This window comes from Nocardia sp. NPDC049149 (assembly GCF_043197455.1).
In the GTDB taxonomy this organism is placed as follows: Bacteria; Actinomycetota; Actinomycetes; order Mycobacteriales; family Mycobacteriaceae; genus Nocardia.
In genome coordinates, this window is sequence record NZ_JBICTD010000012.1 from 24168 (window position 1) to 48424 (window position 24257).

Consider the following 24257-nt stretch of genomic DNA (forward strand, 5'->3'; position numbering starts at 1 on the left):
GGAGGATGAGCCATGTCAGCGCTCTCTCGTGCCGCCACACGCCCGGCCATCCATGACATAGCTGCGCTCTCCGGCGCCACCGGACTCGGCACCACCGCGCTGCGGCGTACTCCGCGCAACACCGCACCCGCGCCCGTGCCGAACGTCACGTCCCACCGGTCTCTCAACGCGGAACCAGCACAGCCACAGGCTAATTCAACGATACCGGCACTGCCGGATCCGCACACCGCCGCACGGGCCTTCGGGCCCGTCGGGCTCGGTACCGGTGCGCTACTCCAACCGCCGGGCGTGACGGAGCCACCGCAGGTGCCCGCGCCGAGCGCGATCGTCTCGTCCACCGGATTGGAACCACCGGGCATCACCAGCGTGCCGAACCTCACCGGCGTGCCGTTCCAGCCCGACACCAGAGCAGCATTGTCGGACCTGCTCGATTCCGTGGCCTCCGCACTTTCCGCGCCGCCATGGCTCCGCGCGTCGTTCGCCGGTGCCGAGGCGAAACCTCCCACGGGCACAACCGAATCGGGACCAAACGTTGATCCGACGCGAATTGACGAGTGTTGCAACGAGAGAGGGTGAACCGGCATGACCATTCTCAATCCCGACACCGGGGCAGTACTGCAAACCAGCTACCAGGCGTCCGTCGCCGCGTACTGGAACAACAACCCCAACGACGACCGGGTGAACACGAAACTCGGTGAGGTGGACGGGCTTTACCACCATCACTACGGCATCGGCACCCCCGACCTCTCGGTGCTCGGCGGGCCGGAGGAAACCAGACAGGAGCGCATCGTCAAGGAACTGCATCGCCTGGAGACCGCGCAGGCCCAGCTGCTGCTGGATCACCTCGGCGAGGTCAGGCCGGACTGCAGGCTGATGGACGGCGGATCCGGCCGTGGCGGTACGAGTTTCATGGCCAACCAACGGTTCGGTTGCCGCGTCGACGGCGTCACCATCTCCGAGTACCAGGTCCGGTTCGCCAACGAGCAGGCCGAACAGCGCGGCGTGACCGACAAGGTGCAGTTCCATTTCCGCAACATGCTGGAGACCGGCTTCGAGCCGTGGTCGATGCGCGGCATCTGGACCAACGAAACCACCATGTATGTCGACCTTTTCGACCTGTTCCACGAGTTCTCCCGGCTGCTGGAGCCCGGCGGGCGCTACGTGTGCATCACCGGCTGCTCCAACGATGTCACCGGCGGCCGCTCGTCGTCGGTCAGCTGGATCGACGCACACTACGGCTGCATGATCCATCCGCGCAGCGAGTACTTCCGTGCGCTGGCCGAGAACAATCTGGTGCCGATCAACGTGGTCGATCTCACCGCTGCCACCATCCCGTACTGGGAGTTGCGCACGAAGTCCGAGCTCGCGACCGGTGTCGAGCAGCCGTTCCTGACCGCATACAAGGAGGGGAGCTTCCAATACCTGCTGATCGCCGCCGATAAGGTGGGCAGGTGACCGAGACCATCGCCCAGCCGGGCACCGACCGCGAGGCCCTGCTCGTCGAGCTCGTGGACGACGCAGGGCGCGCGATCGGCACGTGCCCGGTGTCGCAGGCGCATCAGGCGCCTGGACAGCTGCATCGGGCGTTCTCGGTGCTGCTGTTCGACGGCGAGGGGCGGGTGCTGCTGCAGCAGCGGGCCGCGGTCAAGACCCGGTTCCCCTCCCAATGGGCCAACACCTGCTGCGGCCATCCCGCGCCGGGCGAACCGGTCGCGGCCGCCGCGGCGGTGCGCCTCGCCGAGGAGATGGGCTTGGCCACCGAGCTCACCGAGGTCGGGGTCTACCGCTATCACGCCGAGGATTCCACCACCGGCCGCGTCGAGTTCGAATGGGACCACGTGCTCGTCGGCCTGCTCACCGCCGGTTCGCCGCGGCCAGATCCGGCCGAGGTCGCCGACTATGGGTGGATCCAGCCGGACGAACTCCGGGCCGCGCTCGCCGGCGATCCGGACGTCTACACCCCGTGGCTGGCAGGCGTGCTCGACATCGCCGAGCGCGCTGGGCGATTCACCGCAGACGCACAGCGGTAGCGCGCGTCACGGGAAGGAGGTCGCGCTCAGGCGGCCGGTGCCGGTGCGCACTCCCGAGCCGAGGCAGCCGCCGACCATCTCCGGCGTCATCTCGTAGTCGGCGGTGATCCGGACTCGCCGCCCCGCGCCGAGGCCGGCCACCACCTCCAACGGTCCGACTGTCGGCTGTTGCATGGTGACCGGCCATGGACCCCACAGCCTGCTCGTCTCGCCGTTCGACCAGAGCACGTCGACGGTGATCGGGCCGTCGGCCGGATGCATGCAGTCCGAGGTCGCGATGTGCGTGCCGGTGAACGTGCCGCCGGTGATGCCTTCGGGTCCGCCGATGCAGTCGCGCAGCACGCCGACGGACGTGAAGGTCAGCGTGTTCGGCGTCATGCCGATCGCGCCGTCCGCCGCGGTCCACCGGAACTCACCGTGTGCGCAGCTACCGGAAGGCGGCAGCGCGCTCGCCGCACCGATATCGAAAGGGACGAGGACCGCGGCTGTGACGGCCGCCGCCGTGGCGGCCTTCCCGAACATCAAGACTCCGGCACCTCTTCTCGCTGGCTGGTTCGTACGAGCGACTGCACGCGGTGGACCTGCAGGAACGGGTGGTGCACGAGCACAGCGAGAATCCCATACCGCCCGTGCGGTTTTTCGGATCGACACACGCGGCGGCCGAGCCTTGATCAGGAAGCGACTACCTCCATAGATGCGCATATCTACGTAGAGGCATGAGTAAAGCCTGAGAGAACTCATAGCAACGCCACAGGAAACGACTAGGTCTGCCCGGCATTGTGAGAGAGACAAGTTCTCTACGAAGCGAGGTGCGCGATGGTCGAAGTCGAGGTCACCGGGACGACCGTGACGATCCAGGTGCTCGGCGGGCACCAGGTGCTGGCTTTACGTGAGCACATCACCTTCGATCTGGCCGATATCACCGCGGTCGCCCGGGCCGAGGTCGACCGCAGGCCACCGTGGCTGCGGACGCCGGGCACCTTCTTCCCCGGCGTGATCGCGGCGGGCACGTTCCGCGGCAAGGGCCGAAAAGAGTTCTGGGACACCCGCTTCGACGGCCGCGCCATCCGGGTCGAGCTGGCGGGCGCCGATTTCACCAGGATCGTCGTCGATGTCGATGACCCGGACGTCGCCCTGCACCTGTTGCGGACCGCCGTCGCGGCCTGATCCCCTCCCCCGGCTTGCGCCGTTGCTCGTGGAACATCCACGCGCAACGGCGCTTTCCTTGTGCCACGGCTTTCGCTGAGCTACCGGCCGTAGTCGCGAAGCAGGCCGGAGTACGGCTTCGGTGGCGGCGCGGCGAACTCGCCCCTGCCGGACTTGCGCAGCCCGAGCGTGATCAGGGACTGCACTGTCACCGTCGCGGCGGCCACCCCGTCGATCACGGGCACCCCGACCTCGTCGCGGATATGCGTGCACAGATCCGCCATGCCCGCGCAGCCGAGCACGATCGCGTCCGAACCGTCGGCCTCCGCCGCGTCCCGACAGGCCTCGGTGATGATCTTGCGGGCGTCCGGATCGGAGTCCACCGCGAGCACCGGCAGCTCACACGCATGAATACCGCGGCAGAATCGTTGCCGCCCATAGCGTTCCACCAGATCATGGGCGCGCCCGATGGTTCGGCTCAACGTGGTGACGACACTGAACCCTCGACCGAGATGACTGGCCGTTGCCATTGCCGCCTCAGCGATGCCGAGCACCGGTCCCGCCGCCACCTCCCGCGCCGCATCCAGGCCGGGGTCGCCGAAGCAGGCGATCACGTAGCCGTCGACACCGTCCTGCTCGCCGCGCTGAATCGCGGCGAGAATCCCTGGGACGCTGAGTGCTTCGTCGTAGTGACTCTCGATCGACGCGGGTCCCATCTCGGCGGTCACCGCGTCGAGCAGCGTGCCGGGGCCTGCGACGGCCCTGGCACACTGCTCGATCGTGTCGGTCATCGCCCGCGTCGTGTTCGGGTTGACCACACGGATATGCATCAGGCAGGCACCTCCCGCGCCATCAACCGTGTTCGAGTGGCCAGTACGTAGTAGGACACGAAACCCAGTCCGCAGCCGACGAACCAGCTGTACTGCGCCATCGTGTACATGCCGGTGACGTCCTTGGCCAGCACAGGAAGCACCGCGGCCACCGCGCCGAGCACGGTCGCGAGGACCGCGGCCGGGTTGTATCCCTTGCGGTACCAATAGCTTCCGGACTCCGACATGGTGAACAGATCGGCAACGACGACGCGCTGCTTGCGCACCAGGTAGTAGTCGGCGATGAGAACGCCGAACAGCGGGCCGATGAAGGCGCCGAGCACCTCGAGGGTGTAGTGGATGACCTCGGGGTTGTTGTACAGATTCCACGGCGTGATCAACACCGAACCGACCGCGGCGATCATGCCGCCCGCCCGCCAGCTGATCCGCTGCGGGCTCACGTTCGAGAAGTCGAAGGCGGGCGAGATGAAGTTCGCCACGATGTTGATGCCGACCGTGGCGATCGTGAAGGTCAACGCGCCCAACACGATCGCGAAGGTGCTGTCGATGCGGGCGACGGTCGCCACCGGGTCGGTGATCAACTCGCCGTAGACCGGGAACGTCAGCGACGCGGTGATGACCACCAACAGCGAGAACACCAGGAAGTTGACCGGAAGTCCGAGCAGGTTGCCCCGCCGGACGGCGGTGAAAGTCTTTCCGTACCGGGAGAAGTCGCCGAAGTTGAGCATGGGGCCGGAGAAGTACGACACCACCAGGGCGATGGCGCCGAGCATCACGGGCAGCGAATCCCAGCCGGTGTACTGCACCGCGCCGAGGTTCACATCGATGGCGCCCCAACCGGCTTTCGCGATCAGATAGCCGCAGAGCAGGAACATCACCACATACACGGCGGGGCCGCAGAAATCGATGAACCTCCGGATCGATTCCATGCCACGCCAGAACACACAGGCCTGCACGACCCACAACGCCAGATAGCTGCCCCAGCCGAGCAGCGAAAGACCTAGGAAGCCATAGTCATCGGCGACCGCATACGGTGCCAGGCCCGGAAACAGCTTCACCAACACCACATCCAGCGCGGCCGACGCGAGGAAGGTCTGAATGCCGTACCAGGCCACCGCGATCAGGCCGCGGATGATGGCCGGGATGTTCGCGCCGAGCACGCCGAACGCGCTGCGGCACATCACCGGATAGGGCACGCCGGTCACCTGGCTCGGCTTCGCGACCAGATTGCAGAAGAGGTAGACGATGCCGATGCCGATCAGCAGCGCGGCCAACACCTGCCAACTGGCCAGGCCGAGCGCGAACAGGCTGCCCGCGGTGACGTAGCCGCCGACGCTGTGCACATCCGACATCCAGAACGCGAAGATGTTGTACGAGCCCCAGGTCTGTTCGCGTAACGGCGCCAGGTCCGCGTTGGTGAGCCGAGGGTCGTATGCGGCCGCCGCGGTGCTGGCCTGCGGCGCGGAGCCGGCGGAAGGCCGGACGATGGTTTCGGTCATGGTGTTTCCCATCCGAGGGTGAAACTGTGATCGAACCGACGGTAGGGATCCGCTATTGCCCGCCCGTTGCGCGAGTATTGCCCGGCTATTGCGCGGCAGATATATCTTCCGGCGCGAGCAGGCCGGTATCGGTGGGCAGGGTCGCGATAACACCCGCCAACCTGCGGTGATGGCGCCCGGCGAGCATCAGCAAGCGGTCGACATCACGGGCGAGGAAGGCGTCGAGCAGCAGCGCGTGGTCGGTGTGCAGACGGACCCGGTCGGCCCGGCCGATATGCACCATGGATTGCACCGGCTCGGTGATATTCCACGCGGATTCCAGCATGTGCAGCAGCCGGAACAGCCGTGACGGCTTGGTGAGCGCGATGTGGAAATTGCGGGACTGGCGCTGATAGGCGACCGGATCGTCGTCGCGGATCGCCTGCTCGAGCAGCGCGTTCACCGCAAGCAACTCCGCGCGGTCCGCGTCGGTCGCGCGCAATGCGGCGGCGGCGAGCGAGGCGTTCTCCAGGGTTTCCCGCACGATGTACATCTCGCGCAGTTCCGCGACGGTCAACTGGGCCACCGCATAACCACCGTGCGGTTCGTGGGTGACCAAACCCTCACCGATCAGCGTCTTGAGCGCCTCACGCACCGGGATGTGGCTGACGCCGAACAGCTCGGCCACCTCGCGCAGTGGGATGCGGGTGCACGGCGGCACCGCACCGTCGAGGATCACCCGGCGCAGTTCGCCGAGGATGATTTGCGGACGGCCGGGTGTGTCGACAACCAACCTCGCGAGCAGCGCCGAACGTCGTCTCGAGGGCATGCGAACACGCTATGCGCGGCGTGTTGCGATCTCCGTCCGCTGTGTGACGCTCAGGAAACGTCTCACCGAACCGACCGGTCGCGTGGGTGCACGCGTATTCGGGTCGGTAGGGACATGTAATCCTGGATCCCACACGTACTACAGAGAGTTTTCGATGACGGCTTCGGCAACACAGTTCGTCGATCGCCGGTTCGCCGCCCTGGTCGCCGAGTTCGACCGGTTGTTCCGGCGGCCGACCGACGGCGGCGGGGCGCTCGCGGTCTACCTGCACGGCGTGCCGGTGGTGGACGTCTGGGCCGGGTTCTCGCGGCCCGAGGTGCCGTGGGCGCACGACACCGTGGCGATGGCGTATTCGACAAGCAAGGGGGTGGCGAGCACGCTGCTGCACCGGCTCGCCGAGCGCGGCAGGCTCGGGTACGACGAGCCGATCGCCACCTACTGGCCCGAGTTCGGCGCCGCGGGCAAGGAGCACATCACGGTCCGCGAATTGCTCACCCACCGTGCGGGATTGCATCGGCTGCGCGGGCTGCTGCCCGGCTCGTTCGATCGGTTCTTCGACGACGCGGCGGTGACGGCGGCGCTTGCCGCGGCCGAGCCGGATCCACGGCGGCTGGTCACCAGCGGCTACCACGGAATCACCTACGGGCACTTGGCCGCCGAGCTGGTGCGCCGGGTCACCGGCACCGAGTTCACCGAGGTCTTGCGCACCGAGATCGCGGAACCGCTTGCCGCCGAGGAACTCTGGTTCCGGGTGCCGCAGGAGCACCGCGGCCGCATCGCCACCAACTTTCCCCGGCTCACGGTCGCCGGGATGAGCTGGGAGAACAGCTCGCGACTGCTCGGACGCACCAGATTCGCGGCCGCCATGGACACCACGCCGAAAGGCTTCGCCGATCTGGTTTCCGATCCGCGCCTGCATGATTCGGTGATGCCGGGCCTCAACGGCGTCTTCTCGGCGCGGGCCATCGCGCGGATGTACGGCGCGCTCGCCAACGGCGGAGCGCTCGACGGATATCAGCTGCTTCGTCCCGAAACCATCGAGCAGATGACCCGCAGGCAGGTGTTCACCCCCGATTACGTTCTGGCCCTGCGCATCCCGTGGGCACTCGGTTTCCACGGGGTCCCGATGAAGCCGTCCAAGGCCGAACCCGTCTCCGCCTTCGGTCATTTCGGCCTCGGCGGTTCCGGCGCCTTCGCCGACCCCGCGACCGGCATGTCCCTCGGCTTCGTCACCAATCGCCTGGGCGGTCGGCTCACTCCGCTCGGCGACGCCAGGCTGGCCCGGCTGGGCGCTCTCGCCCACCACCTTGCCAAAACCGCCTGACCGAGCAGCACCGGCAGACGATCTAGCAGTCGGTTGTCCCGTGGACCAGACAGGGCGCGCCGCAATGGTGGGACGTTTGCGGGACGGGATGGCAGCATGGGCGCCATGGAGTTGGTCGGTATGGAGCAGATCGAGGCTGCCGCGAAGTTGCTCGCGCCGGTGATCCGGAAGACGCCCATCGTGGCGTCGCGGGTCTTGTCGGAGCGTGCCGGATCCGAGGTGTGGCTGAAGTGCGAGAACTTACAGCGGACCGGGTCGTTCAAGCCGCGCGGCGCCTACAACCGGATTGCGAACCTTCCGTCGGACGATCGCGCTAACGGAGTGGTTGCGGCGAGCGCGGGCAACCACGCGCAGGGCGTGGCCTGGGCGGCCACGTCGCTCGGCATCGCCTCGACCGTGTTCATGCCGGTGGGCGCCTCGCTGCCGAAGCTGGCGGCGACCAAGGCGTACGGCGCCGAGGTGCGACAGGTCGGGGAGACGATCGACGATTCGCTGGACGCCGCGATGGACTTCGCCGAGCGCACCGGCGCGACGCTGATCCACCCGTTCGACCACCCGGACATCGTCGCCGGGCAAGCCACCGTGGCGCTGGAGATCCTCGAACAGATCCCCGACGTCGGCACGGTGCTCGTGCCGACCGGCGGTGGCGGGTTGCTCGCGGGGATCGCGGTGGCGCTGCACCAGCTGGCGCCGCAGGTGCGGGTGATCGGCGTGCAGGCCGCAGAGGCGGCGGCGTGGCCGGGTTCGCTGGCGGCGGGCAAGCCGTTGCGGGTCGAGCGGATGGCCACCATGGCCGACGGTATTGCCGTCGGGCAGCCGGGCAAGGTGCCGTTCGGTTATGTCGCCGAACATGTTCCGACCATGTTGACCGTGAATGAGGACTCGCTGTCCAAGGCGCTGCTGCTGTGTCTGGAGCGGGCGAAGTTGATCGTCGAGCCTGCGGGCGCCGCGGCGGTCGCGGCGCTGATGAGTTGTGCCGCAGCGGATCTCGACCTGAAGGGCCCGGTCTGTGCGGTGCTGTCCGGCGGCAATATCGACCCGCTGCTGCTGACCAGGTTGATCGGTCACGGATTGAGTGCGGCAGGACGTTATCTCGCACTGCGCGTGACGATCTCGGACCGTCCCGGCGGGCTGAGCGCGCTGCTCGCGGTGGTCGGCAAGACCGGCGCCAGCGTTGTCGACGTCGCCCACGCCCGCACCGGCACCTTCCTGGCGCTGGACGAGGTCGAGGTGTGGCTCACCCTGGAGACACGCGGACCGAACCACCGCGACGACGTCCTCGGCGCCCTCACCACCGCGGGATACGCAGTCCGCGTAGAGGACTGACGTCGCTGGAACAACGACAACGCCGCACGGCTTCCAGGAGCTGTGCGGCGTTGCCATTCGTCGCGATCACCCTGCCGCGTGTGGCAGGGTGATCACCCCGGTCAGCACTTGCGCTTGTAGAAGTACTTCGAGTTGGCGTCCATATCGGCCTGAGTGATCGCGATCATGTCGGTCTGGATCTTCCTGGTGACCGGCTTGCCCTCGATCGCCGCGGCCACCTGATCGACACCCTTGGCGCCGATGCCCGCGGGATCCTGGGCGATAAGTGCCTGCACGGTACCGGCTTTCAGATCCTCGACCTGCTTCGGGCTCGCGTCGAAGCCGACCAGTTTGACCTGGCCGAGCTTGTTCGCGTTGCGCAGGCCGGTGGCCGCGCCCTCGGCCGAACTCAGGTTGGTCGCGAAGATGCCTGCGAGATCCGGGTGCGCCGCCAGCGTCGCGGTGACGATCGACGCCGCCTGGGCCGCTTCGTTGTTGTTGTACTGCACGCCGAGCGAGGTGATGCCCGGGTAGCTCTTCACCGCGTCCTCGAAGCCTTGTGCCCGCGCGTCGGTGGTGGACGTGCCCGCCTTGGTGTTGATCACCAGCACCGGGCCCTTCTCCCCGACCAGCTTCGCCAGGGTCTGCGCCGCGAGCTCGCCGCCCTTCTTGTTGTCCGACGAAATCGACGACGCCGCAACGGAAGTGTCGTCGAGCGCGGTATCGACCTCGACGATCTTGATGCCCGCGTCCTTGGCCTGCTTGATCGGATTCGCCATCGCGGTGGCGTGCGTCGGCGCGATCAGAATGCCGCCGGGCTTGTTCGCCACCACACCGGTCAGCACCGGCGTCTGCGATCCCGCGTCGAACTTGGTCGGGGCCTGCGTGTCCAGCTTGTAGCCGAGCTTCGCCGCCTCGTCCTGTGCGCCGCATTGCATCGAGATGTAGAACGGCTCGTCGGCAACACCGGGGATCAGCACCAGCTTCTTGCTGTCGGTGCCACCCGAATCACCCACCTTCCCACTACATCCCGCCAGCATCGCGCCGACCGCCACCATGGTGCCGATCACCACCGCGGTCCGCTTCGCCACCCTCATTTGGCTACCTCCGCCGAATTGTGTTGTCACTACCGAATTTCTACTTCCGATCGCGGGCCCGGCGGCGCACCTGGTCGAACCAGACCGCCGCGACCAGGACCACGCTCACCGCGATCGGCTGCCAGAACACCGGCACCTGTGCGATGACGAACCCCTTCTTCAGCACCGAAGGGATGAACACGCCGATCACGGTGCCGACGATCGTTCCGACGCCACCGAAAAGGCTGGTGCCACCGATCACTACGCCCGCGATGGCGTCCAGATTGTCGGTGGTGTGCCCGCCGATGGTGGTGGTGCCGAAGTAGGCGAGATTCATGAAGCCCGCGAGACCGGCGAGTACACCGGTGAGCAGATACACCGTGATCAAATGCCGGGTGACCGCGATGCCCGAGCGCCGCGCCGCCTCCTCGTTCGAGCCGATGGCATAGGTGTAGCGGCCGAACCGGGTGGTGTGCAGCACCCATGCGGCGAGCACGGTCACCACCGTGGCGACCAGCACCAGGTTCGGCACACCGCCCAGTGTGGTGCCGAAACCGAGGGTGTCCCTCAGCTTTTCGGGCACCGTCCTGGTGTCGACGCCGCCGGTGATCAGCTGGGCCGCGCCGAGTGCGGCGCCGAACGAGCCGAGCGTGACGATCAGCGGCGGGATCTTGGCCTTTGCCACCAGCACACCGTTGAGCAGGCCCCACAGGCCGCCGCCAGCCACCGAAAGCAGGAACCCGATGCCGATGATGCCCCAGCCTGCGCCGGTGGCGTCCTGGTCCGGGCTCAGCGCCTCCATGGATTTGGCGCCGATCACGCCGGAGAAGATCAGCACCATGCCGACCGAGAGGTCGATGCCCGAGGTGATGATCACGAACGTCATCCCCACCGAAAGGACAAGCAGCACCGAGGTTTCGATCAGCAGTGTCTGAAAGGTGAAGCGGGTCGGGAACGCATCGGGGCGCAGCACGCTGAACACGATGCACAACGCGACCAGCACGACGCCGATCCACACCGTGCTTGCACCGAGGAGTCGTTGCAGTGCAGTGCGTTCGGCTATCTCGACACCGTTGCCGTTGTCCGCCTTGCGGATACCGGCTACGCCTTTTGTTGGCTCGCTGCGCTCGGCTGTGTCTTCTGTCTGATCGCTCATGCGACATCCTCTTGCGACAGTGCGCCGGTCATCGCACCGACCAATTGCTCGAGCGTGGCGTCGGCCGCGTCGAAACGCGCGACCCGCCTGCCGAGCCGAAGCACCTCGATGCGGTCGGCCACTGCCAACACCTCCGGCATGTTGTGACTGATCAGCACCACCGCGATGCCCTGATCGCGGACCTTTCGGATCACGTCGAGCACCCGCTCGCGCTGGACAACACCGAGCGCGGCGGTCGGCTCGTCCATGAACACGACCTTGCTCGCCCACATCACGGCGCGTGCCACCGCGACGCTCTGGCGCTGCCCGCCGGACAGCGAGCCGATCGGCACATCCGCGCTCTGCAGCGTCACCCCGAGGCGGCGGAAATGCTCGACCGCCTGGGCGCGCATGGCGGTCCGATCCAGCATGCCGAGTTTGCCGGGCAAACCCTTGCGCACCAGTTCGCGGCCGAGGAAGAGGTTCGCGGCCGGATCGAGGTCCGGTGCCACCGCAAGATCCTGATACACCGTTTCCACGCCGAGTTTCCGTGCGGCCGTCGGGTTATTCAGCACCACCTGCTTGCCGTCCAGCAAAATCCGTCCGGAATCGGGCTGCTCGGCGCCGGAAAGACATTTCACGAGCGTCGATTTACCCGCGCCGTTGTCGCCGATCAAGGCGACGACTTCCCCTGCGCTGACCTGAAAGTTCGCGCCACGTAACGCCTCGACGCCGCCGTAGCGCTTCACCAGTCCCTCCGCGGCCAACGCGACGGTCGAGTCGCCCGTCGCACCCGCCTGTTTTGCGGCATCGTCCGAGGTCATCGGCCACATCCGTGCACGCACAGCTGAGCAAACGTCCAGTCCATCGCCCGATGGTACGTTCGGGTCACAGCCAAGGGGACATATTCGTCAAAATGCACACACCGCAACGCAACCGGCTTTTCGGAATCAGAAAACAATGCACTCAACTTCCGTTCACACGGTTCATCGGGTAGTGGAACCCATTGCCGCACACCGGACCCGAAAAGTCCTACGCATTCGCGGGAACCGTCGACTCCGCTGCCGCGTCAAAGCAAATGCACATAATTCATGACGCCGAGCAGAAGGAGCATCCACATGGAACGTACCTGCCCGACACCGGATCGGGGCACGGGATGAGCCCGCACGCCGCGGCGCGGCGGCTGCTGATGGACGACCAGCAGACCGAACCCGCATCGCCCCGTTACCCTGGGGATATGAACAGCATGGACGCCGATGTGACCCTCGCGGAGTTCGAGGTGCTCGAGCGCGCATCGTCCGAGGAAGTCGACGTCGAGCTGATCAATGGAAGGATCTACGTGGTTCCGGTTCCGGATGGTGAGCACGCCGAGTTCACGAGCATCCTCGGCGACCAAATCCGAGACCATTGTCCGGAGTGGCGGCTGTTCCCTGAGGTCGGCTTGCGGATCCCTGCCTATCGTGAGAGCCGTGCCAGAGTGGACGGTGCCGTGGCGCCATGCGGTTATTTCCGTGGCCAGCCATCCTGGTCCGACCCTTCAGGGGTACTGCTGATCCTGGAGATAACGTCGGGTCGCGAACGTGACGCGGAGGTCGATCGCACCGAGAAACGGGATGCTTACGCGCAGGCTCACATACCGGCCTATCTCCTCGTCGACCGACACCGAGCAGAACTGACCGTTCATTGGGAGCCGGTGAACGGCGAGTATCGCAACACGGCGACGGCAAAATTCGGCGTCTCACTCAGCCTGCCGAAACCGTTCGAGTTCGACCTGGAGACCTCCAAGCTCCTTTGAGCTGTCCAGGCATCCGGATGCACCGGCGCCTCAGCGGCCGTCGGTGCATCCGGCTCAGTGCTCGCCGCCGAGTTCCAACGCGAGCACACCGAGAATCACCAGGCCGATGCCGCCGACCTGGATCAGGGTCAGTTTCTCGTCCAGGAACAGGACGCCGATGACGGCGATGGCGGCTACGCCGACCGCGGACCAGATGCCGTAGGCGACGCCGATCTGCATGCCGCGTTTGAGGGCTTGGGAGAGGAAGAAGAAGGCGGCGCAGTAGCCGATGACCACGATGATCGAGGGGACCAGTTTGGAGAAGCCCTCGGAGATCTTCAGCGAAACGGTCGCGGTCACCTCGGTCGCGATGGCCAGGGCCAGCAGAAGCAAGGTCATGGCGGCAGCGTAGCGAGTGCTGGATACTGACCGGGCGGCACCTTCAGATGTGCCGCGGCGGGGCGGAACTCGGGATCGTGGTGCTGACTTGATGGGGACGTGGTGATCGGCATGGACACGGCCGCTGGGTGACCGTGGCGGACTACTACTACAAGACAACGTGGTCGGTCCCCCATTGATCGCCGCCCACTTGGCCAACGCCGTCCCCCACTGGAGCCTCGTAGGCCACGACCTCCTCACCTATCGCACCGGCCGCCTCCCCGACCCAAATCCATTCCACCCCTGGCCAACCCACTCCTCCACGTAGCCAACCACCTCCCCCGCTGAATCCGCACGAGTGGCACACCACGGAGTGGGCTACTCGCACTTTGCCGCAGCCATGTGCCACTCGTCGGACAGTGGGGCTCGAAAGGCGGCGCGGAGGCGCGTTGTGCCGCCCATCGAGTTGAGCGAGGTCAGTTCAGCCAGGTGCGGAGTTCGGTTGTGGTGGTGCCGATTTCGGTGAGTTGGACGGCGACCTGGGTGGCCGCGGTGCCGCCTCGGGCGTTGCGGGAGGCGATGGAGCCTGCGACGGTGAGGACTTCGCGGACCTGGGGGGTGAGGGCGGGATCGATGGCGGCGAATTCTTCGTCGGTGAGGTCGGCGAGGCCGACGCCGCGGGATTCGGCGACGCGGACGCAGGCGCCTGCGGCTTCGTGCGCGACACGGAACGGAACACCTTGGCGGACAAGCCATTCGGCGATGTCAGTGGCGAGGGTGAAGCCTGCCGGTGCGAGTTCGGCCATGCGGTCGGTGTGGAAGGTGAGGGTGGAGACAAGGCCTGCGATTGCAGGAAGCAGGAGCTCCAGCTGGGCGACCGAGTCGAACAGTGGCTCCTTGTCTTCCTGGAGGTCGCGGTTGTAGGCCAACGGCTGTGCTTTCAGCGTCGCCAGTAGACCGGTGAGGTTTCCGATGAGCCTGCCCGCCTTACCGCGGGTGAGCTCGGAAACGTCGGGGTTCTTCTTCTGCGGCATGATCGACGAGCCGGTCGACCAGGCATCGGCGAGCGTGATGTAGCCGAATTCCGGTGTGCTCCAGAGGATCATCTCTTCGGCCATCCGGCTCAGGTCGACGCCGATCATCGCGAGAACGAACGCGGCTTCCGCGGCGAAATCGCGCGAGGAGGTGGCGTCGATCGAGTTGGCGGCCGCGGCGTCGAAGTCGAGTTCGGCGGCGATCGCTTCGGGGTCGAGGCCGAGCGAGGAACCGGCCAACGCGCCGGAACCGTACGGCGACACGGCCGCTCGCTTGTCGAAGTCACGCAGCCGATCGATGTCACGCAGCAGCGGATGGGCGTGCGCGAGCAGATGGTGGGCGAGCAACACCGGCTGCGCGGCCTGCAGGTGCGTCTTGCCTGGCATCACCGCGTCGGGATGCGCGGCCGCCTGCGCGACCAGTGCGTCGACGACGTCGAGCACGCCGGCGGCGACCCGGCGGACGCCGTCGCGCAACCACATCCGGAACAGCGTGGCCACCTGATCGTTTCGCGAACGTCCCGCGCGCAGCCGCCCGCCGAGCTCGGCGCCGACCCGGTCGATCAGCCCGCGTTCCAGCGCGCCGTGCACGTCCTCGTCGGAGTCGGCGGGGCCGAAGGCACCCGAATCCACGTCCGCGGCAAGCTGATCCAGGCCGGCGAGCATGCCTGCGAGGTCGCTCTCCGAGAGCAGGCCCGCCTTGTGCAGCACGCGCGCGTGCGCCTTGGATGCGCGAATGTCGTAGGGCGCGAGCACCCAATCGAAATGCGTCGACTTGCTCAGTGCGGCCATCGCTTCGGCGGGACCGGAAGCGAACCGTCCGCCCCAGAGCGCACCGGTGTTCGTGCTGCCGCTGTGCGTCATGGTGTGCTGTCTCCTCGGATCGCGGTCATCAGTGTGTGGTTGGTCAATTCCTCGGCGGCGAGGTCGGGGACCTTGCGCCGAACTTCACCCACTCCGGTCGCCCGACGGCTGTCACCAGCCGCTCGGCGAACGGATCGTGGAGGAGGGCATCCAGCCGCCGGTTCTCCGCAGCCTGCATGGCGGCGACTCCGAGCGTGGTGGCCCCGACGCTCGTCACGATGTCCCAGCCGTCGTCTTCGGTCCGCATAATCTGCATACCCTTCCCGCCGACGACCCGCACCGGCCGTCTTCGAGACTACGACCGCTTCCTGCGCCCGAGGTCGACGGGACACTCCCGCACGCGCCGCACGCCAAACCTGAGCTGAGCCCCTTCACCAAGCCTGACTCGGGACCTTCACCAAGCCCTGATTTGGGCGCACTGCCGAGCCCGGCTCGGGCCGTCGAGAGCCATTGCCAGGTCCGACTGCAGCCCACTCGCCGAGCCCGATTTCAGGCCCACTCGTCAGGTCCCGACTCATACTCGCCAGATCAGACTTCGGCCTACTCGCCGAGCCCGACGCGGAATCTTCCCGCCGAACCCGACACAGACCTTCTCGCCGAACCCGACGCGCGCCTAAGCACACGACACGGAACGGGCCCGGCGAGAAGCCCCGACTGCTTACTTCTGGTTCAAATCCCGACGGGCCGCAACCTTCGACGACAGACCGTGGATCTGCACGAAACCCTTGGCCAGCGACTGGTCGAAGGTGTCGCCCTCGTCGTAGGTCGCCAGGTTGAAGTCGTAGAGCGACTGCTCCGAGCGGCGTCCGTTGACGACCGCGCTGCCGCCGTGCAGCACCATCCGGATCTCGCCGGAGACGTGCTCCTGGGTTTCCCCGACGAACGCGTCCAGCGCGCGCTTCAGCGGCGAGAACCACAGGCCGTCGTACACCAGCTCGCCCCAGCGCTGCTCGACCTGCCGCTTGTACCGGCCGAGTTCGCGCTCGACGGTGACGGCTTCCAGCTCCTGGTGCGCGGTGATGAGCGCGATGGCGCCGGGCGCCTCGTAGATCTCGCGGCTCTTGATGCCGACGAGCCGGTCCTCGACCATGTCGAGGCGGCCGACACCCTGCCGTCCCGCGCGGTCGTTCAGCTCGACGATCGCTTCCAGCACGCTCACCTGGCGGCCGTCGATCGCGACGGGGATGCCGCGTTCGAAGGTGATGATGAGCTCGTCGGGCGCCTCGAAGTTGACGGTCGCGTCGGCGGTGTAGTCGTAGACGTCCTTGGTCGGCGCGTTCCAGAGGTCCTCGAGGAAGCCGGTTTCCACTGCGCGACCCCACACGTTCTGGTCGATCGAGAACGGCGACTTCTTGGTGACGTTGATCGGCAGCGCGTTCTCCTCGGCGAAGGCGATGGCCTTCTCCCGGGTCCACGCATAATCACGCACCGGCGCGATCACGTTCAGGTCGGGCGCGAGCGCGCCGATGCCGACCTCGAAGCGCACCTGATCGTTGCCTTTGCCGGTGCAGCCGTGCGCGACGGTGGTCGCGCCGTGGAACTTGGCGGCCTCGACGAGATGCTTGACGATGAGCGGGCGGCTGATCGCCGACACCAGCGGGTAGCGGCCCATGTAGAGCGCGTTCGCCTGGATGGTCGGCAGGCAGTAGTCGTTGGCGAATTCGTCGCGCGCGTCGACCACGATCGCCTCGACGGCGCCGCAGTCCAGCGCTCGCTGGCGCACCACGTTCATGTCCTCGCCGCCCTGGCCGAGGTCGATGGCCACGGCCACCACCTCGGCACCGGTCTCCTTGGCGATCCAGCTGATCGCCACGGAGGTGTCCAGCCCACCTGAGTAGGCGAGTACGACGCGTTCCGACATGGTCTGTGTGCTCCTCGGTTTCGATGCTCGATGATGGCGGCGCGGACCGGTCTCCCGACGCTCCGTCCTGCAAATGATTATGCACGATGATGCAAGCCCATTCACCCCCGGGGGTGGGAAGGCGGCACCAGCCGCCCGGTTCGTTCGCGAAAGTCAGTGCCCATCAAGCGAATAAGACCCCTTGGCGCGGCCACGCCCATGTGCGACCCTGAAAACGGCAACCTTCGGGCAGGCAGAAGGACGGACGCAATGCTGCACTACATCGCGGGAGAATTCAGCACCCTCGGCAACGGCGTCCTCGACGTCGGCCGCGCCATCGTCAACCTCATCCAGGACATCATCGACGTGAGCACCCCGGGCAACGGCACGTCGCCGCGCGGCGGCGGCGGACAGTACCCGTTCTCCTGAGCGTCAGGCGATCTCTTCGATCTTCGCCGCCAGTTCGGCCCCGGTCAGCGGTTCGCGGGCGATGACGGCGATGGTGTCGTCACCGGCGATGGTGCCGACGATGTACGGCAACGCCGCGCGGTCCAAGGCGCTGGCCAGGAAGTGCGCGGCGCCGGGCGGAGTGCGCAGCACGGCGATGTTGCCGCTGGCGTCGGTGGAGACCAGCAGATCGCCGAGCAGCTTGGCCAGGCGATCGGTGCCGCCGATGACGCCGCGGATCGGATTGCCGTCCTCGGGGACGACATAGACGCCCGCGCCGCCGTCGGCCGCGCGCAACTTCACCGCGCCGAGCTCATCGAGATCACGCGAGAGCGTGGCCTGGGTGGTTTCGATGCCCTCGGCCGAAAGCAGCGCGGCCAACTCGGTCTGGCTGCGCACCGCGTGCGCGGTCAGCAGTTCGATGATGCGCGACTGCCGACCGGCGCGCGTGCGCGCGATTTCCGGGCCCGCCTTGCCTGATTCGGGATGGGTGACGCTCACGACTGCGCCTCGCTGTCGCTCGGCTCCGCCGTGCGCGTCCGCGCGCTGAGCCTCTGATTCACTCGCTGACGCTCGCTCATGCCGAGCCGTTGTTTCGCTTGGCCAGCAACCACACCAGCAGCGCCTTCTGCGCGTGCAGCCGATTCTCCGCCTCGTCCCAGACCACGCTGTGCGGTCCGTCGAGCACGTCGTCGGTGACCTCCTCGCCGCGATGTGCGGGCAGGCAGTGCAGCACAACGGCATCGGACTGCGCGTAGGCGAGCAGCTCGGTGTTCAGCTGGAACGGGCGGAACGGACCGACGCGATCGAGCCCGTCGTTCTCCTGGCCCATCGAGGTCCAGCCATCGGTCACCAGCGCGTCCGCGCCGTCGGCAGCGGCGACCGGGTCTTCGGTCAGCGTGATGGTGGCGCCGGTGTCCGCGGCCCGCTTGCGCGCGGCTTCCAGGATCCACGGCAGCGGCTCGAAACCGGGCGGCGCCGCGATGGTGACGTTCAGCCCGGCGGTGACACCGCCGAGCAGCAGTGAGTGCGCCATGTTGTTGGCGCCGTCACCGAAATAGGTGAGCTTGCGTCCGGTCAGGTTGCCCTTGCGTTCGACCAGGGTCTGCAGATCGGCGAGCACCTGACACGGATGGAACTCGTTGGACAGCGCGTTGACCACCGGAACCGTTGCGGTCACGGCCATTTCGTCGAGCCGATGCTGCTCGAAGGTCCGCCACACGATCGCGTCGACGTACCGGGAGAGCACCCGGCCGGTGTCGCCGAGCGTCTCTTCGCGGCCGAGCTGCGTGTCGCGGCCGTCCACCACCACCGCGTGCCCGCCGAGCTGGGCGATGCCGAGCTCGAAGGAGAACCGGGTGCGGGTGGAGTTCTTCTCGAAGATCACCCCGACGCCGCGCGGCCCCTCCAGCGGCCGCTGCGAGAACGGCGCCTGCTTGAGCTCGGCGGCGAGCGTGAGGATTTCGGCCTGCTCGGCCGGGCTCACGTCGTCGTCACGGAGAAAGTGCCGAATACCGGGTAGTGCTGGGGTCACCGCGTGCTGTGCCGAAGTCATTGCGCCGCAGCCTCCTTCGCATCTTGGGTCGCCGCATCCAGAATCGTTGGCAGATCGGCGACGAAATTATCGGCCTGGGTCTCGGTGAGAATCAGCGGCGGCGCGAGCCGAATGACGTTGGGCTTGGCCGGATTCACCAGATATCCCGCCGCCCGCGCCTGGGCTTCGACATGTGCGGACACGTCGTCGGTGAGCACGATGCCGAGCAGCAGCCCCGCCCCGCGCACGTGGTCGACCAACGGATGCTCCAGCAGTTCGATGCCGTCGGCGAGCCGCTTGCCGACCGACTCGACGTGCGCGAGCAGGTCGAGTTCGTCGATGGTCCGCAGCACGGCGAGCGCGGCCGCCGCGCAGACCGGATTGCCGCCGAACGTGGTGCCGTGCAAGCCGGGCGTCAGCAGGTCGGCGGCCGGGCCGGTGGCGAGCACCGCGCCGATCGGCAGCCCGCCGCCGAGGCCCTTGGCCAGCGTGATGACGTCGGGCACGATGCCAACGGCCTGGTGCGCGTAGAACTTTCCGGTCCGGCCGATGCCGGTCTGCACCTCGTCGAGGATCAGCAGCGCACCGTGGCGCGCGGTGATCTCGCGCGCCTTGACCAGATAGTCGACCGGCGGAACGACGACGCCGCTCTCGCCCATCATCGGCTCGAGGAACACCGCGGCGGTGTCTTCGTCGACAACGGCTTCCAGCGCGGCGGCGTCACCGTAGGGCACGTGCACGACGCCCGCGGGCATCGGCTCGAACGGCGTCCGCTTGGCGGCCTGCCCGGTAAGGGCGAGGGAGCCCATGGTCCGCCCGTGGAACGCTTCGTCGCACGCGATGATCTTGCGCCGCCCGGTCAGCCGCGCGATCTTGAACGCGGCCTCGTTCGCCTCGGTACCCGAGTTGCAGAAGAACGCTCTGCCGCTGTGCCCGTCGGCGGAGGAACCGTCGCCGAAATGCGCGAGCAACCGCTCGGCCAGCTCGATAACCCGTTCGTTGGCATAGAGATTCGAGGTGTGCCCGAGCGTGCCGAGCTGCTGGGTGACGGCTTCCAGAATCGCCGGATGCGCATGGCCGAGGCTGTTGACCGCGATGCCGCCGAGGAAATCCAGATAGCGGTTGCCCTCGGCGTCGTACACCACCGCGCCCGCGCCGCGCACCAGCGCGATCTTCGGCGTGCCGTAGTTGTTCATCATGGCGGCGGACCACCGCGACTGCAGATCTTGGTCTGTACTCATTGTTTCGTTCCGTCCGGCGAGCCGATCCCGTTCGAAGACAGGGCAGGCGTCACCATCGTTCCGATTCCTTCTCCGGTGAACAGTTCCAGCAGGACCGCGTGCGGGACGCGGCCGTCGATGACGTGCGCGGTCGGCACGCCACCGAGCACAGCGCGCAGGCAGGCCTCCATCTTCGGCACCATGCCCGCGTCCAGTCGCGGCAGCAACTCGGCGAGCGCCGCCGCGTCGATGCGGCTGATCAGCGAGGACCGATCGGGCCAGTCCGTGTACAGCCCCTCGACATCGGTCAGCACCACCAGTTTCTCGGCGCCGATGCCCTCGGCGAGCGCGGCGGCGGCGGTGTCGGCGTTGATGTTGTGCACCACGCCGTCGACGTCCGGCGCGATGGTGGACACCACCGGGATGCGGCCCGCGTCGATCAGGTCGAGCACCGCGTCCGGATTCACCTCGGTGACGTCGCCGACCAGTCCGATATCGGTCGGCTCGCCGTTGACCTCCACGGTGCGGCGAGTCGCGGTGAACAGGCGCGCGTCCTCACCGGAGATGCCGACGGCGTACGGGCCGTGCGCGTTGATCAAGCCGACCAGTTCGCGGCCGACCTGCCCGAACAGCACCATCCGCACGACGTCCATCACCTCGGGGGTGGTCACCCGGAAGCCGCCGCGGAATTCCCCTTCCAGGCCAAGCTTTTTCAGCATCGCGCTGATCTGCGGTCCGCCGCCGTGCACCACCACCGGGTGCACGCCGACGGTCCGCAGGAAGGCCATGTCTGCGGCGAACGCGCGCTCGAGTTCCCCGTCGACCATGGCGTTGCCGCCGAACTTCACCACGACGATCTTGTCGCGGAACTTCTGCAGCCACGGCAGTGCGTCGGCGAGGACATGCGCCTTGTCGAGCGCCGAAAGTTCGTGCCGGAGTTGGCTCGTCATGAGCTGTACGCCGAATTCTCCTCGACATATCCGTGCGAGAGGTCGGTGGTGCGGATGGTGGCGGCGGCGTCACCGACGTTCAGGTCGATCCGCACCTCGATATCGCCGCCGGACAGATCGACGTCGCGGGCGCCCGGCGCGCCGACGCCGTCGATGCAGACCGGATTTCCGTTGAACGACACCGAGATCCGGTCCGGGTCGAGGGTCACCGGCGCCATGCCGACCGCGGCGAGCACCCGGCCCCAGTTCGGGTCCGAGCCGAAAAGCGCGGTCTTGACCAGGCTGTCGCGCGCGACGGTGCGGGCGGCGGTGACCGCCTCGTCCTCGCTGACCGCGCCGGCGACGGTGATCAGCACCCGTTTGGTGACGCCCTCGGCGTCGGCCATCAGCTGGGCGGCCAGATCGTCGCAGACCGCGAGCACCGCGGCGTCGAGGTCGGCCTGGCTCGGGGTGACCTCGCTGGCGCCGTTGGCCAGCAGCAGCACGGTGTCGTTGGTCGAGCAGGAACCGTCGACGTCGAGGCGGTCGAAGGTGCGTGCCGTCGCGTTGCGCAGCGCCTGATCGAGTTGATCGGCGGTGACGGCGGCGTCGGTGGTCAGCACCACCAGCATCGTCGCCAGCGACGGGGCGAGCATGCCTGCGCCCTTGGCCATGCCGCCGACGTTCCACTTGTCGCGGTGGTGGAACGCCGCTTCCTTGGGCACGGTGTCGGTGGTCATGATGGCGTGCGCGGCGTCGAGGCCGCCGGAGAGGCCGCCGCCCATCTCGTGCACGATCTCGGTGATCGCGGGCACCACCTTGTCCATCGGCAGCCGGTCGCCGATCAAACCCGTTGAGCAGACCGCGATCTCCCCCGCGCCGGTCTCGGAACCCCAGTTGCTCAATGCGGCAGCGAGTTCCTCGGCGGTCTTGTGGGTGTCCTGGAACCCACCGGGGCCGGTACAGGCGTTGGCGCCACCGGAATTGAGGATCACCGCGCGCAGCCGACCGCCGGACAGCACCTGCTGCGACCACAGCACCGGTGCGGCTTTCACCTTGTTGCGGGTGAAGACGCCTGCCGCCGCATACTCGGGGCCCTCGTTGAAAACCAGTGCCAGGTCCGGCTTTCCGCTGGCCTTGATGCCCGCCGCGATACCGGCCGCGCGGAAGCCGAGCGGTCCGGTGACGCCCTGGTTGCGCACCAGCTTGCCTGCCTCGGTCGAAATCGCTGCGGATGTTGTCACGGTGCCACTCCTACGGTGGAAAGTCCTGCGGTCTCGTCGTATCCGACGGCCAGGTTCATGGATTGCACCGCGGCGCCCGCGGTGCCCTTGGTCAAATTGTCGATCGCGCCGATCACCACCAGCTGGCCTGCGGCGGCGTCCACCGCCACCTGCAGGGTGACGGCGTTGGAGCCGAGCACCGCACCGGTCTGGGGCAGCACACCTTCCGGCAGCAGGTGCACGAAAGGTTCGTCGGCGTAAGCCTTTTCATAGACGGCGCGGGCTTGCTCGGCATCGACCGTCGTCGGCGCCGTGCAGGTCGCGAGGATGCCGCGCGGCATCGGCGCGAGCACCGGCGTGAACGACACCGCGACGTCGATTCCGCCCGCCGCCTTCAGGTTCTGCGCGATCTCCGGCGTGTGCCGGTGCGCGCCGGCGATGCCGTAGGCGCGTGCCGAACCCATCACCTCGGAGGCGAGCAGTCCGACATCGAGCTTGCGGCCCGCGCCGGACGTTCCGCTCACCGCGACGACATTCACCTGCGGCGCAATGATTCCGGCCGCGATCGCGGGCGCGAGCGCAAGACTGGCGACGGTCGGATAGCAGCCGGGCACGGCGATCCGGCGTGCGCCACGCAGGCGTTCGCGGCCGTCGGGCAGCTCGGGCAGCCCGTACGGCCAGCTGCCCGCGTGCGCGCTGCCGTAATACTTCTCCCACGCCTGCGCATCGGTCAGCCGGAAATCGGCGCCACAGTCGATGATCACCGTGTCGGCGGGCAGCTGCGTGGCGAGCGCGGCGGACTGCCCGTGCGGCAGACCGAGGAAGACCACGTCGTGGCCGGCGAGCACCTCGACATCGGTCGGCGCGAGCACGCGATCCGCCAGCGGCAGCAGGTGGGGCTGCAGTTCGCCGAGCACCGTCCCGGCGTTCGCGCCCGCGGTCAGCGCGCCGATCACCAGGCGCCCCTCGCGGTATGCCGGATGACCGAGCAGCAGACGCAACACTTCCCCACCCGCGTACCCACTCGCCCCGGCCACCGCGACCCGTAATACAGGCCCGGTCGGCTCCGGCGCGTGCACCGAATCAACCATGTGATGATTATGCACGACTATGCAAGCTCATTCACACGCTGCCCCTAGCTCGTCCGCCGACGGCATCGGTCGTCACGCCATTCTTACCCAACTCCCGCACGAGAAACACCCGCCGATCGACGCCGAGCTCGGGGTCACGCGCGTGCGAGGCGGTGGTCCCGCACGGCAATGAGGTTGTCGACCAGGCGCGGGGCGTCGGATTCCGGGTCCATGGAATTGGACAGCAATGCGCGGATGTAGGCCGGAGACAAGATGAGCTCGAATACGTCCCTGCCGTTCAGCACGGTGGTGTTGCTGGCATCGAGAGTGGCCTGAATCTCCCGCATGCGCGGTTCGGCGAACTGCGCGATATCGAGCAGCCCGGTCTCGCCGCCGCCCGCGGCCCGCGCCATCGCCCGGAAGAAGGTCAGATGGTCGGGCTGCCGCAGATCGGTGAGCAGATTCGTCGCGTACGTGAGCATGTCGGCGTGCAGATCGCCCGTCGCGGGCAGCGGTGAGCGAGCGCCGAGATCCTGCACGACCGCGTCGATGACCAAACCCTCGGCGGTGCGCCACCGTCGGTAGATCGTGGCGATGTGCACACCGGAACGAGCGGCCACCGCCGCGATCTCGACGGTGCCGTCCTCGGATTCGGCCAGCAGTTCACGGGTGGCCGCGTGCACGGCCTCCCGGGTGCGGGCGGTCCGTCCACCAGGGCGGGTTACTCCTGTCGCTTGGGTCACGTCTCCATATTAACGCGAAGCACTTGCATTTGCACTCGCCTGCTGTTT

The 24257-nt window shown here is 67.4% G+C and carries 26 protein-coding genes; 8 read left to right on the plus strand and 18 right to left on the minus strand.

Annotation, left to right across the window (positions count from 1 at the left end; translation table 11 throughout):
• Positions 1–12: 12 nt before the first annotated feature.
• The 3 genes from ACGFNJ_RS36735 to idi are packed head-to-tail and all read left to right on the plus strand — an operon-like array spanning position 13 to position 2030.
• Positions 13–576 carry a hypothetical protein gene (locus ACGFNJ_RS36735; RefSeq protein ID WP_393459350.1) on the plus strand — a complete coding sequence of 188 codons (564 nt, stop codon included), beginning with the start codon at positions 13–15 and terminating at the stop codon, positions 574–576.
• Positions 577–582: 6 nt separating this feature from the next.
• The gene (locus tag ACGFNJ_RS36740) at positions 583–1455 is read left to right on the plus strand and encodes a geranyl diphosphate 2-C-methyltransferase (RefSeq protein WP_393459353.1); all 873 of its coding nucleotides are present in this window, start codon (positions 583–585) and stop codon (positions 1453–1455) included.
• Complete coding sequence (gene idi / locus ACGFNJ_RS36745; RefSeq protein ID WP_393459356.1) at positions 1452–2030, plus strand: isopentenyl-diphosphate Delta-isomerase; 579 nt, start codon at positions 1452–1454, stop codon at positions 2028–2030. The genes ACGFNJ_RS36740 and idi overlap by 4 nt, the downstream gene beginning before the upstream one ends.
• 6 nt (positions 2031–2036) lie before the next feature.
• Here the strand turns inward: idi and ACGFNJ_RS36750 are convergent, their stop codons facing one another.
• Positions 2037–2555: a hypothetical protein gene (locus ACGFNJ_RS36750; protein ID WP_393459359.1), complete on the minus strand. Its 519-nt coding sequence runs from the start codon at positions 2553–2555 to the stop codon at positions 2037–2039.
• Between the two features lie 291 nt (positions 2556–2846).
• Here ACGFNJ_RS36750 and ACGFNJ_RS36755 point away from each other — a divergent pair, with 291 nt between their 5' ends.
• Positions 2847–3197 (plus strand): hypothetical protein, encoded by a 351-nt coding sequence (locus tag ACGFNJ_RS36755; RefSeq protein WP_393459362.1) that lies wholly within the window; start codon positions 2847–2849, stop codon positions 3195–3197.
• Positions 3198–3277: 80 nt separating this feature from the next.
• Here ACGFNJ_RS36755 and ACGFNJ_RS36760 read toward each other — a convergent pair whose 3' ends face one another.
• The 3 genes from ACGFNJ_RS36760 to ACGFNJ_RS36770 form a co-directional block, all read right to left on the minus strand.
• Positions 3278–4006, minus strand: coding sequence for an aspartate/glutamate racemase family protein (locus ACGFNJ_RS36760; protein WP_393459365.1), 729 nt, complete (start codon positions 4004–4006; stop codon positions 3278–3280).
• The gene (locus tag ACGFNJ_RS36765) at positions 4006–5505 is read right to left on the minus strand and encodes an NCS1 family nucleobase:cation symporter-1 (RefSeq protein WP_393459368.1); all 1500 of its coding nucleotides are present in this window, start codon (positions 5503–5505) and stop codon (positions 4006–4008) included. The genes ACGFNJ_RS36760 and ACGFNJ_RS36765 overlap by 1 nt, the downstream gene beginning before the upstream one ends.
• 85 nt (positions 5506–5590) lie before the next feature.
• Positions 5591–6313, minus strand: a complete 723-nt coding sequence (locus ACGFNJ_RS36770) for a GntR family transcriptional regulator (protein WP_393459371.1) — start codon at positions 6311–6313, stop codon at positions 5591–5593.
• A gap of 154 nt (positions 6314–6467) precedes the next feature.
• Between ACGFNJ_RS36770 and ACGFNJ_RS36775 the strand changes: the two genes are divergently transcribed.
• Together ACGFNJ_RS36775 and ilvA are read left to right on the plus strand one after the other, a co-directional pair.
• Complete coding sequence (locus tag ACGFNJ_RS36775) at positions 6468–7637, plus strand: serine hydrolase domain-containing protein (protein ID WP_393459374.1); 1170 nt, start codon at positions 6468–6470, stop codon at positions 7635–7637.
• A 96-nt stretch (positions 7638–7733) separates the two neighbouring features.
• A complete protein-coding gene (gene ilvA, locus ACGFNJ_RS36780) occupies positions 7734–8963 on the plus strand; it encodes a threonine ammonia-lyase (RefSeq protein WP_393459377.1) in 1230 nt (409 codons plus the stop codon).
• A gap of 101 nt (positions 8964–9064) precedes the next feature.
• On the opposite strand, the gene ACGFNJ_RS36785 is transcribed toward ilvA, so the two are convergent.
• Genes ACGFNJ_RS36785 through ACGFNJ_RS36795 form a run of 3 tightly spaced genes read right to left on the minus strand, consistent with a single transcriptional unit; the run spans position 9065 to position 11977 of the window.
• On the minus strand, positions 9065–10039 hold the full coding sequence (locus tag ACGFNJ_RS36785) for an ABC transporter substrate-binding protein (RefSeq protein WP_069166138.1): 975 nt from the start codon (positions 10037–10039) through the stop codon (positions 9065–9067).
• Between the two features lie 40 nt (positions 10040–10079).
• A complete protein-coding gene (locus ACGFNJ_RS36790) occupies positions 10080–11174 on the minus strand; it encodes an ABC transporter permease (protein WP_393459380.1) in 1095 nt (364 codons plus the stop codon).
• Positions 11171–11977 carry an ATP-binding cassette domain-containing protein gene (locus ACGFNJ_RS36795; RefSeq protein WP_393459383.1) on the minus strand — a complete coding sequence of 269 codons (807 nt, stop codon included), beginning with the start codon at positions 11975–11977 and terminating at the stop codon, positions 11171–11173. Before ACGFNJ_RS36795 ends, ACGFNJ_RS36790 begins: the two co-directional genes overlap by 4 nt.
• A gap of 413 nt (positions 11978–12390) precedes the next feature.
• Here ACGFNJ_RS36795 and ACGFNJ_RS36800 point away from each other — a divergent pair, with 413 nt between their 5' ends.
• Positions 12391–12948 (plus strand): Uma2 family endonuclease, encoded by a 558-nt coding sequence (locus ACGFNJ_RS36800; RefSeq protein ID WP_393459386.1) that lies wholly within the window; start codon positions 12391–12393, stop codon positions 12946–12948.
• Between the two features lie 54 nt (positions 12949–13002).
• On the opposite strand, the gene ACGFNJ_RS36805 is transcribed toward ACGFNJ_RS36800, so the two are convergent.
• The 4 genes from ACGFNJ_RS36805 to ACGFNJ_RS36820 form a co-directional block, all read right to left on the minus strand.
• Positions 13003–13326, minus strand: a complete 324-nt coding sequence (locus ACGFNJ_RS36805) for a DMT family transporter (RefSeq protein WP_393459389.1) — start codon at positions 13324–13326, stop codon at positions 13003–13005.
• 455 nt (positions 13327–13781) lie between these two features.
• A complete protein-coding gene (argH, locus tag ACGFNJ_RS36810; protein ID WP_393459392.1) occupies positions 13782–15203 on the minus strand; it encodes an argininosuccinate lyase in 1422 nt (473 codons plus the stop codon).
• 43 nt (positions 15204–15246) lie between these two features.
• On the minus strand, positions 15247–15450 hold the full coding sequence (locus ACGFNJ_RS36815) for a hypothetical protein (RefSeq protein ID WP_393459395.1): 204 nt from the start codon (positions 15448–15450) through the stop codon (positions 15247–15249).
• Positions 15451–15861: 411 nt separating this feature from the next.
• A complete protein-coding gene (locus tag ACGFNJ_RS36820; protein WP_393459398.1) occupies positions 15862–17064 on the minus strand; it encodes an argininosuccinate synthase in 1203 nt (400 codons plus the stop codon).
• 249 nt (positions 17065–17313) lie between these two features.
• Here ACGFNJ_RS36820 and ACGFNJ_RS36825 point away from each other — a divergent pair, with 249 nt between their 5' ends.
• A complete protein-coding gene (locus ACGFNJ_RS36825) occupies positions 17314–17472 on the plus strand; it encodes a hypothetical protein (protein WP_393459401.1) in 159 nt (52 codons plus the stop codon).
• A gap of 3 nt (positions 17473–17475) precedes the next feature.
• Here ACGFNJ_RS36825 and ACGFNJ_RS36830 read toward each other — a convergent pair whose 3' ends face one another.
• The 7 genes from ACGFNJ_RS36830 to ACGFNJ_RS36860 form a co-directional block, all read right to left on the minus strand.
• Complete coding sequence (locus ACGFNJ_RS36830; protein ID WP_393459404.1) at positions 17476–17991, minus strand: arginine repressor; 516 nt, start codon at positions 17989–17991, stop codon at positions 17476–17478.
• Between the two features lie 76 nt (positions 17992–18067).
• Positions 18068–19045 carry an ornithine carbamoyltransferase gene (gene argF / locus ACGFNJ_RS36835; RefSeq protein WP_393459407.1) on the minus strand — a complete coding sequence of 326 codons (978 nt, stop codon included), beginning with the start codon at positions 19043–19045 and terminating at the stop codon, positions 18068–18070.
• Positions 19042–20265, minus strand: a complete 1224-nt coding sequence (locus tag ACGFNJ_RS36840) for an acetylornithine transaminase (protein ID WP_393459410.1) — start codon at positions 20263–20265, stop codon at positions 19042–19044. Before ACGFNJ_RS36840 ends, argF begins: the two co-directional genes overlap by 4 nt.
• Positions 20262–21194: an acetylglutamate kinase gene (gene argB / locus ACGFNJ_RS36845; protein WP_393459413.1), complete on the minus strand. Its 933-nt coding sequence runs from the start codon at positions 21192–21194 to the stop codon at positions 20262–20264. Before argB ends, ACGFNJ_RS36840 begins: the two co-directional genes overlap by 4 nt.
• The gene (gene argJ / locus ACGFNJ_RS36850) at positions 21191–22399 is read right to left on the minus strand and encodes a bifunctional glutamate N-acetyltransferase/amino-acid acetyltransferase ArgJ (protein ID WP_393459988.1); all 1209 of its coding nucleotides are present in this window, start codon (positions 22397–22399) and stop codon (positions 21191–21193) included. The genes argB and argJ overlap by 4 nt, the downstream gene beginning before the upstream one ends.
• A 14-nt stretch (positions 22400–22413) precedes the next feature.
• Positions 22414–23487 carry an N-acetyl-gamma-glutamyl-phosphate reductase gene (gene argC, locus ACGFNJ_RS36855; RefSeq protein ID WP_393459416.1) on the minus strand — a complete coding sequence of 358 codons (1074 nt, stop codon included), beginning with the start codon at positions 23485–23487 and terminating at the stop codon, positions 22414–22416.
• A gap of 134 nt (positions 23488–23621) precedes the next feature.
• On the minus strand, positions 23622–24209 hold the full coding sequence (locus ACGFNJ_RS36860) for a hypothetical protein (protein ID WP_393459419.1): 588 nt from the start codon (positions 24207–24209) through the stop codon (positions 23622–23624).
• Between the last annotated feature and the right edge of the window lie 48 nt (positions 24210–24257).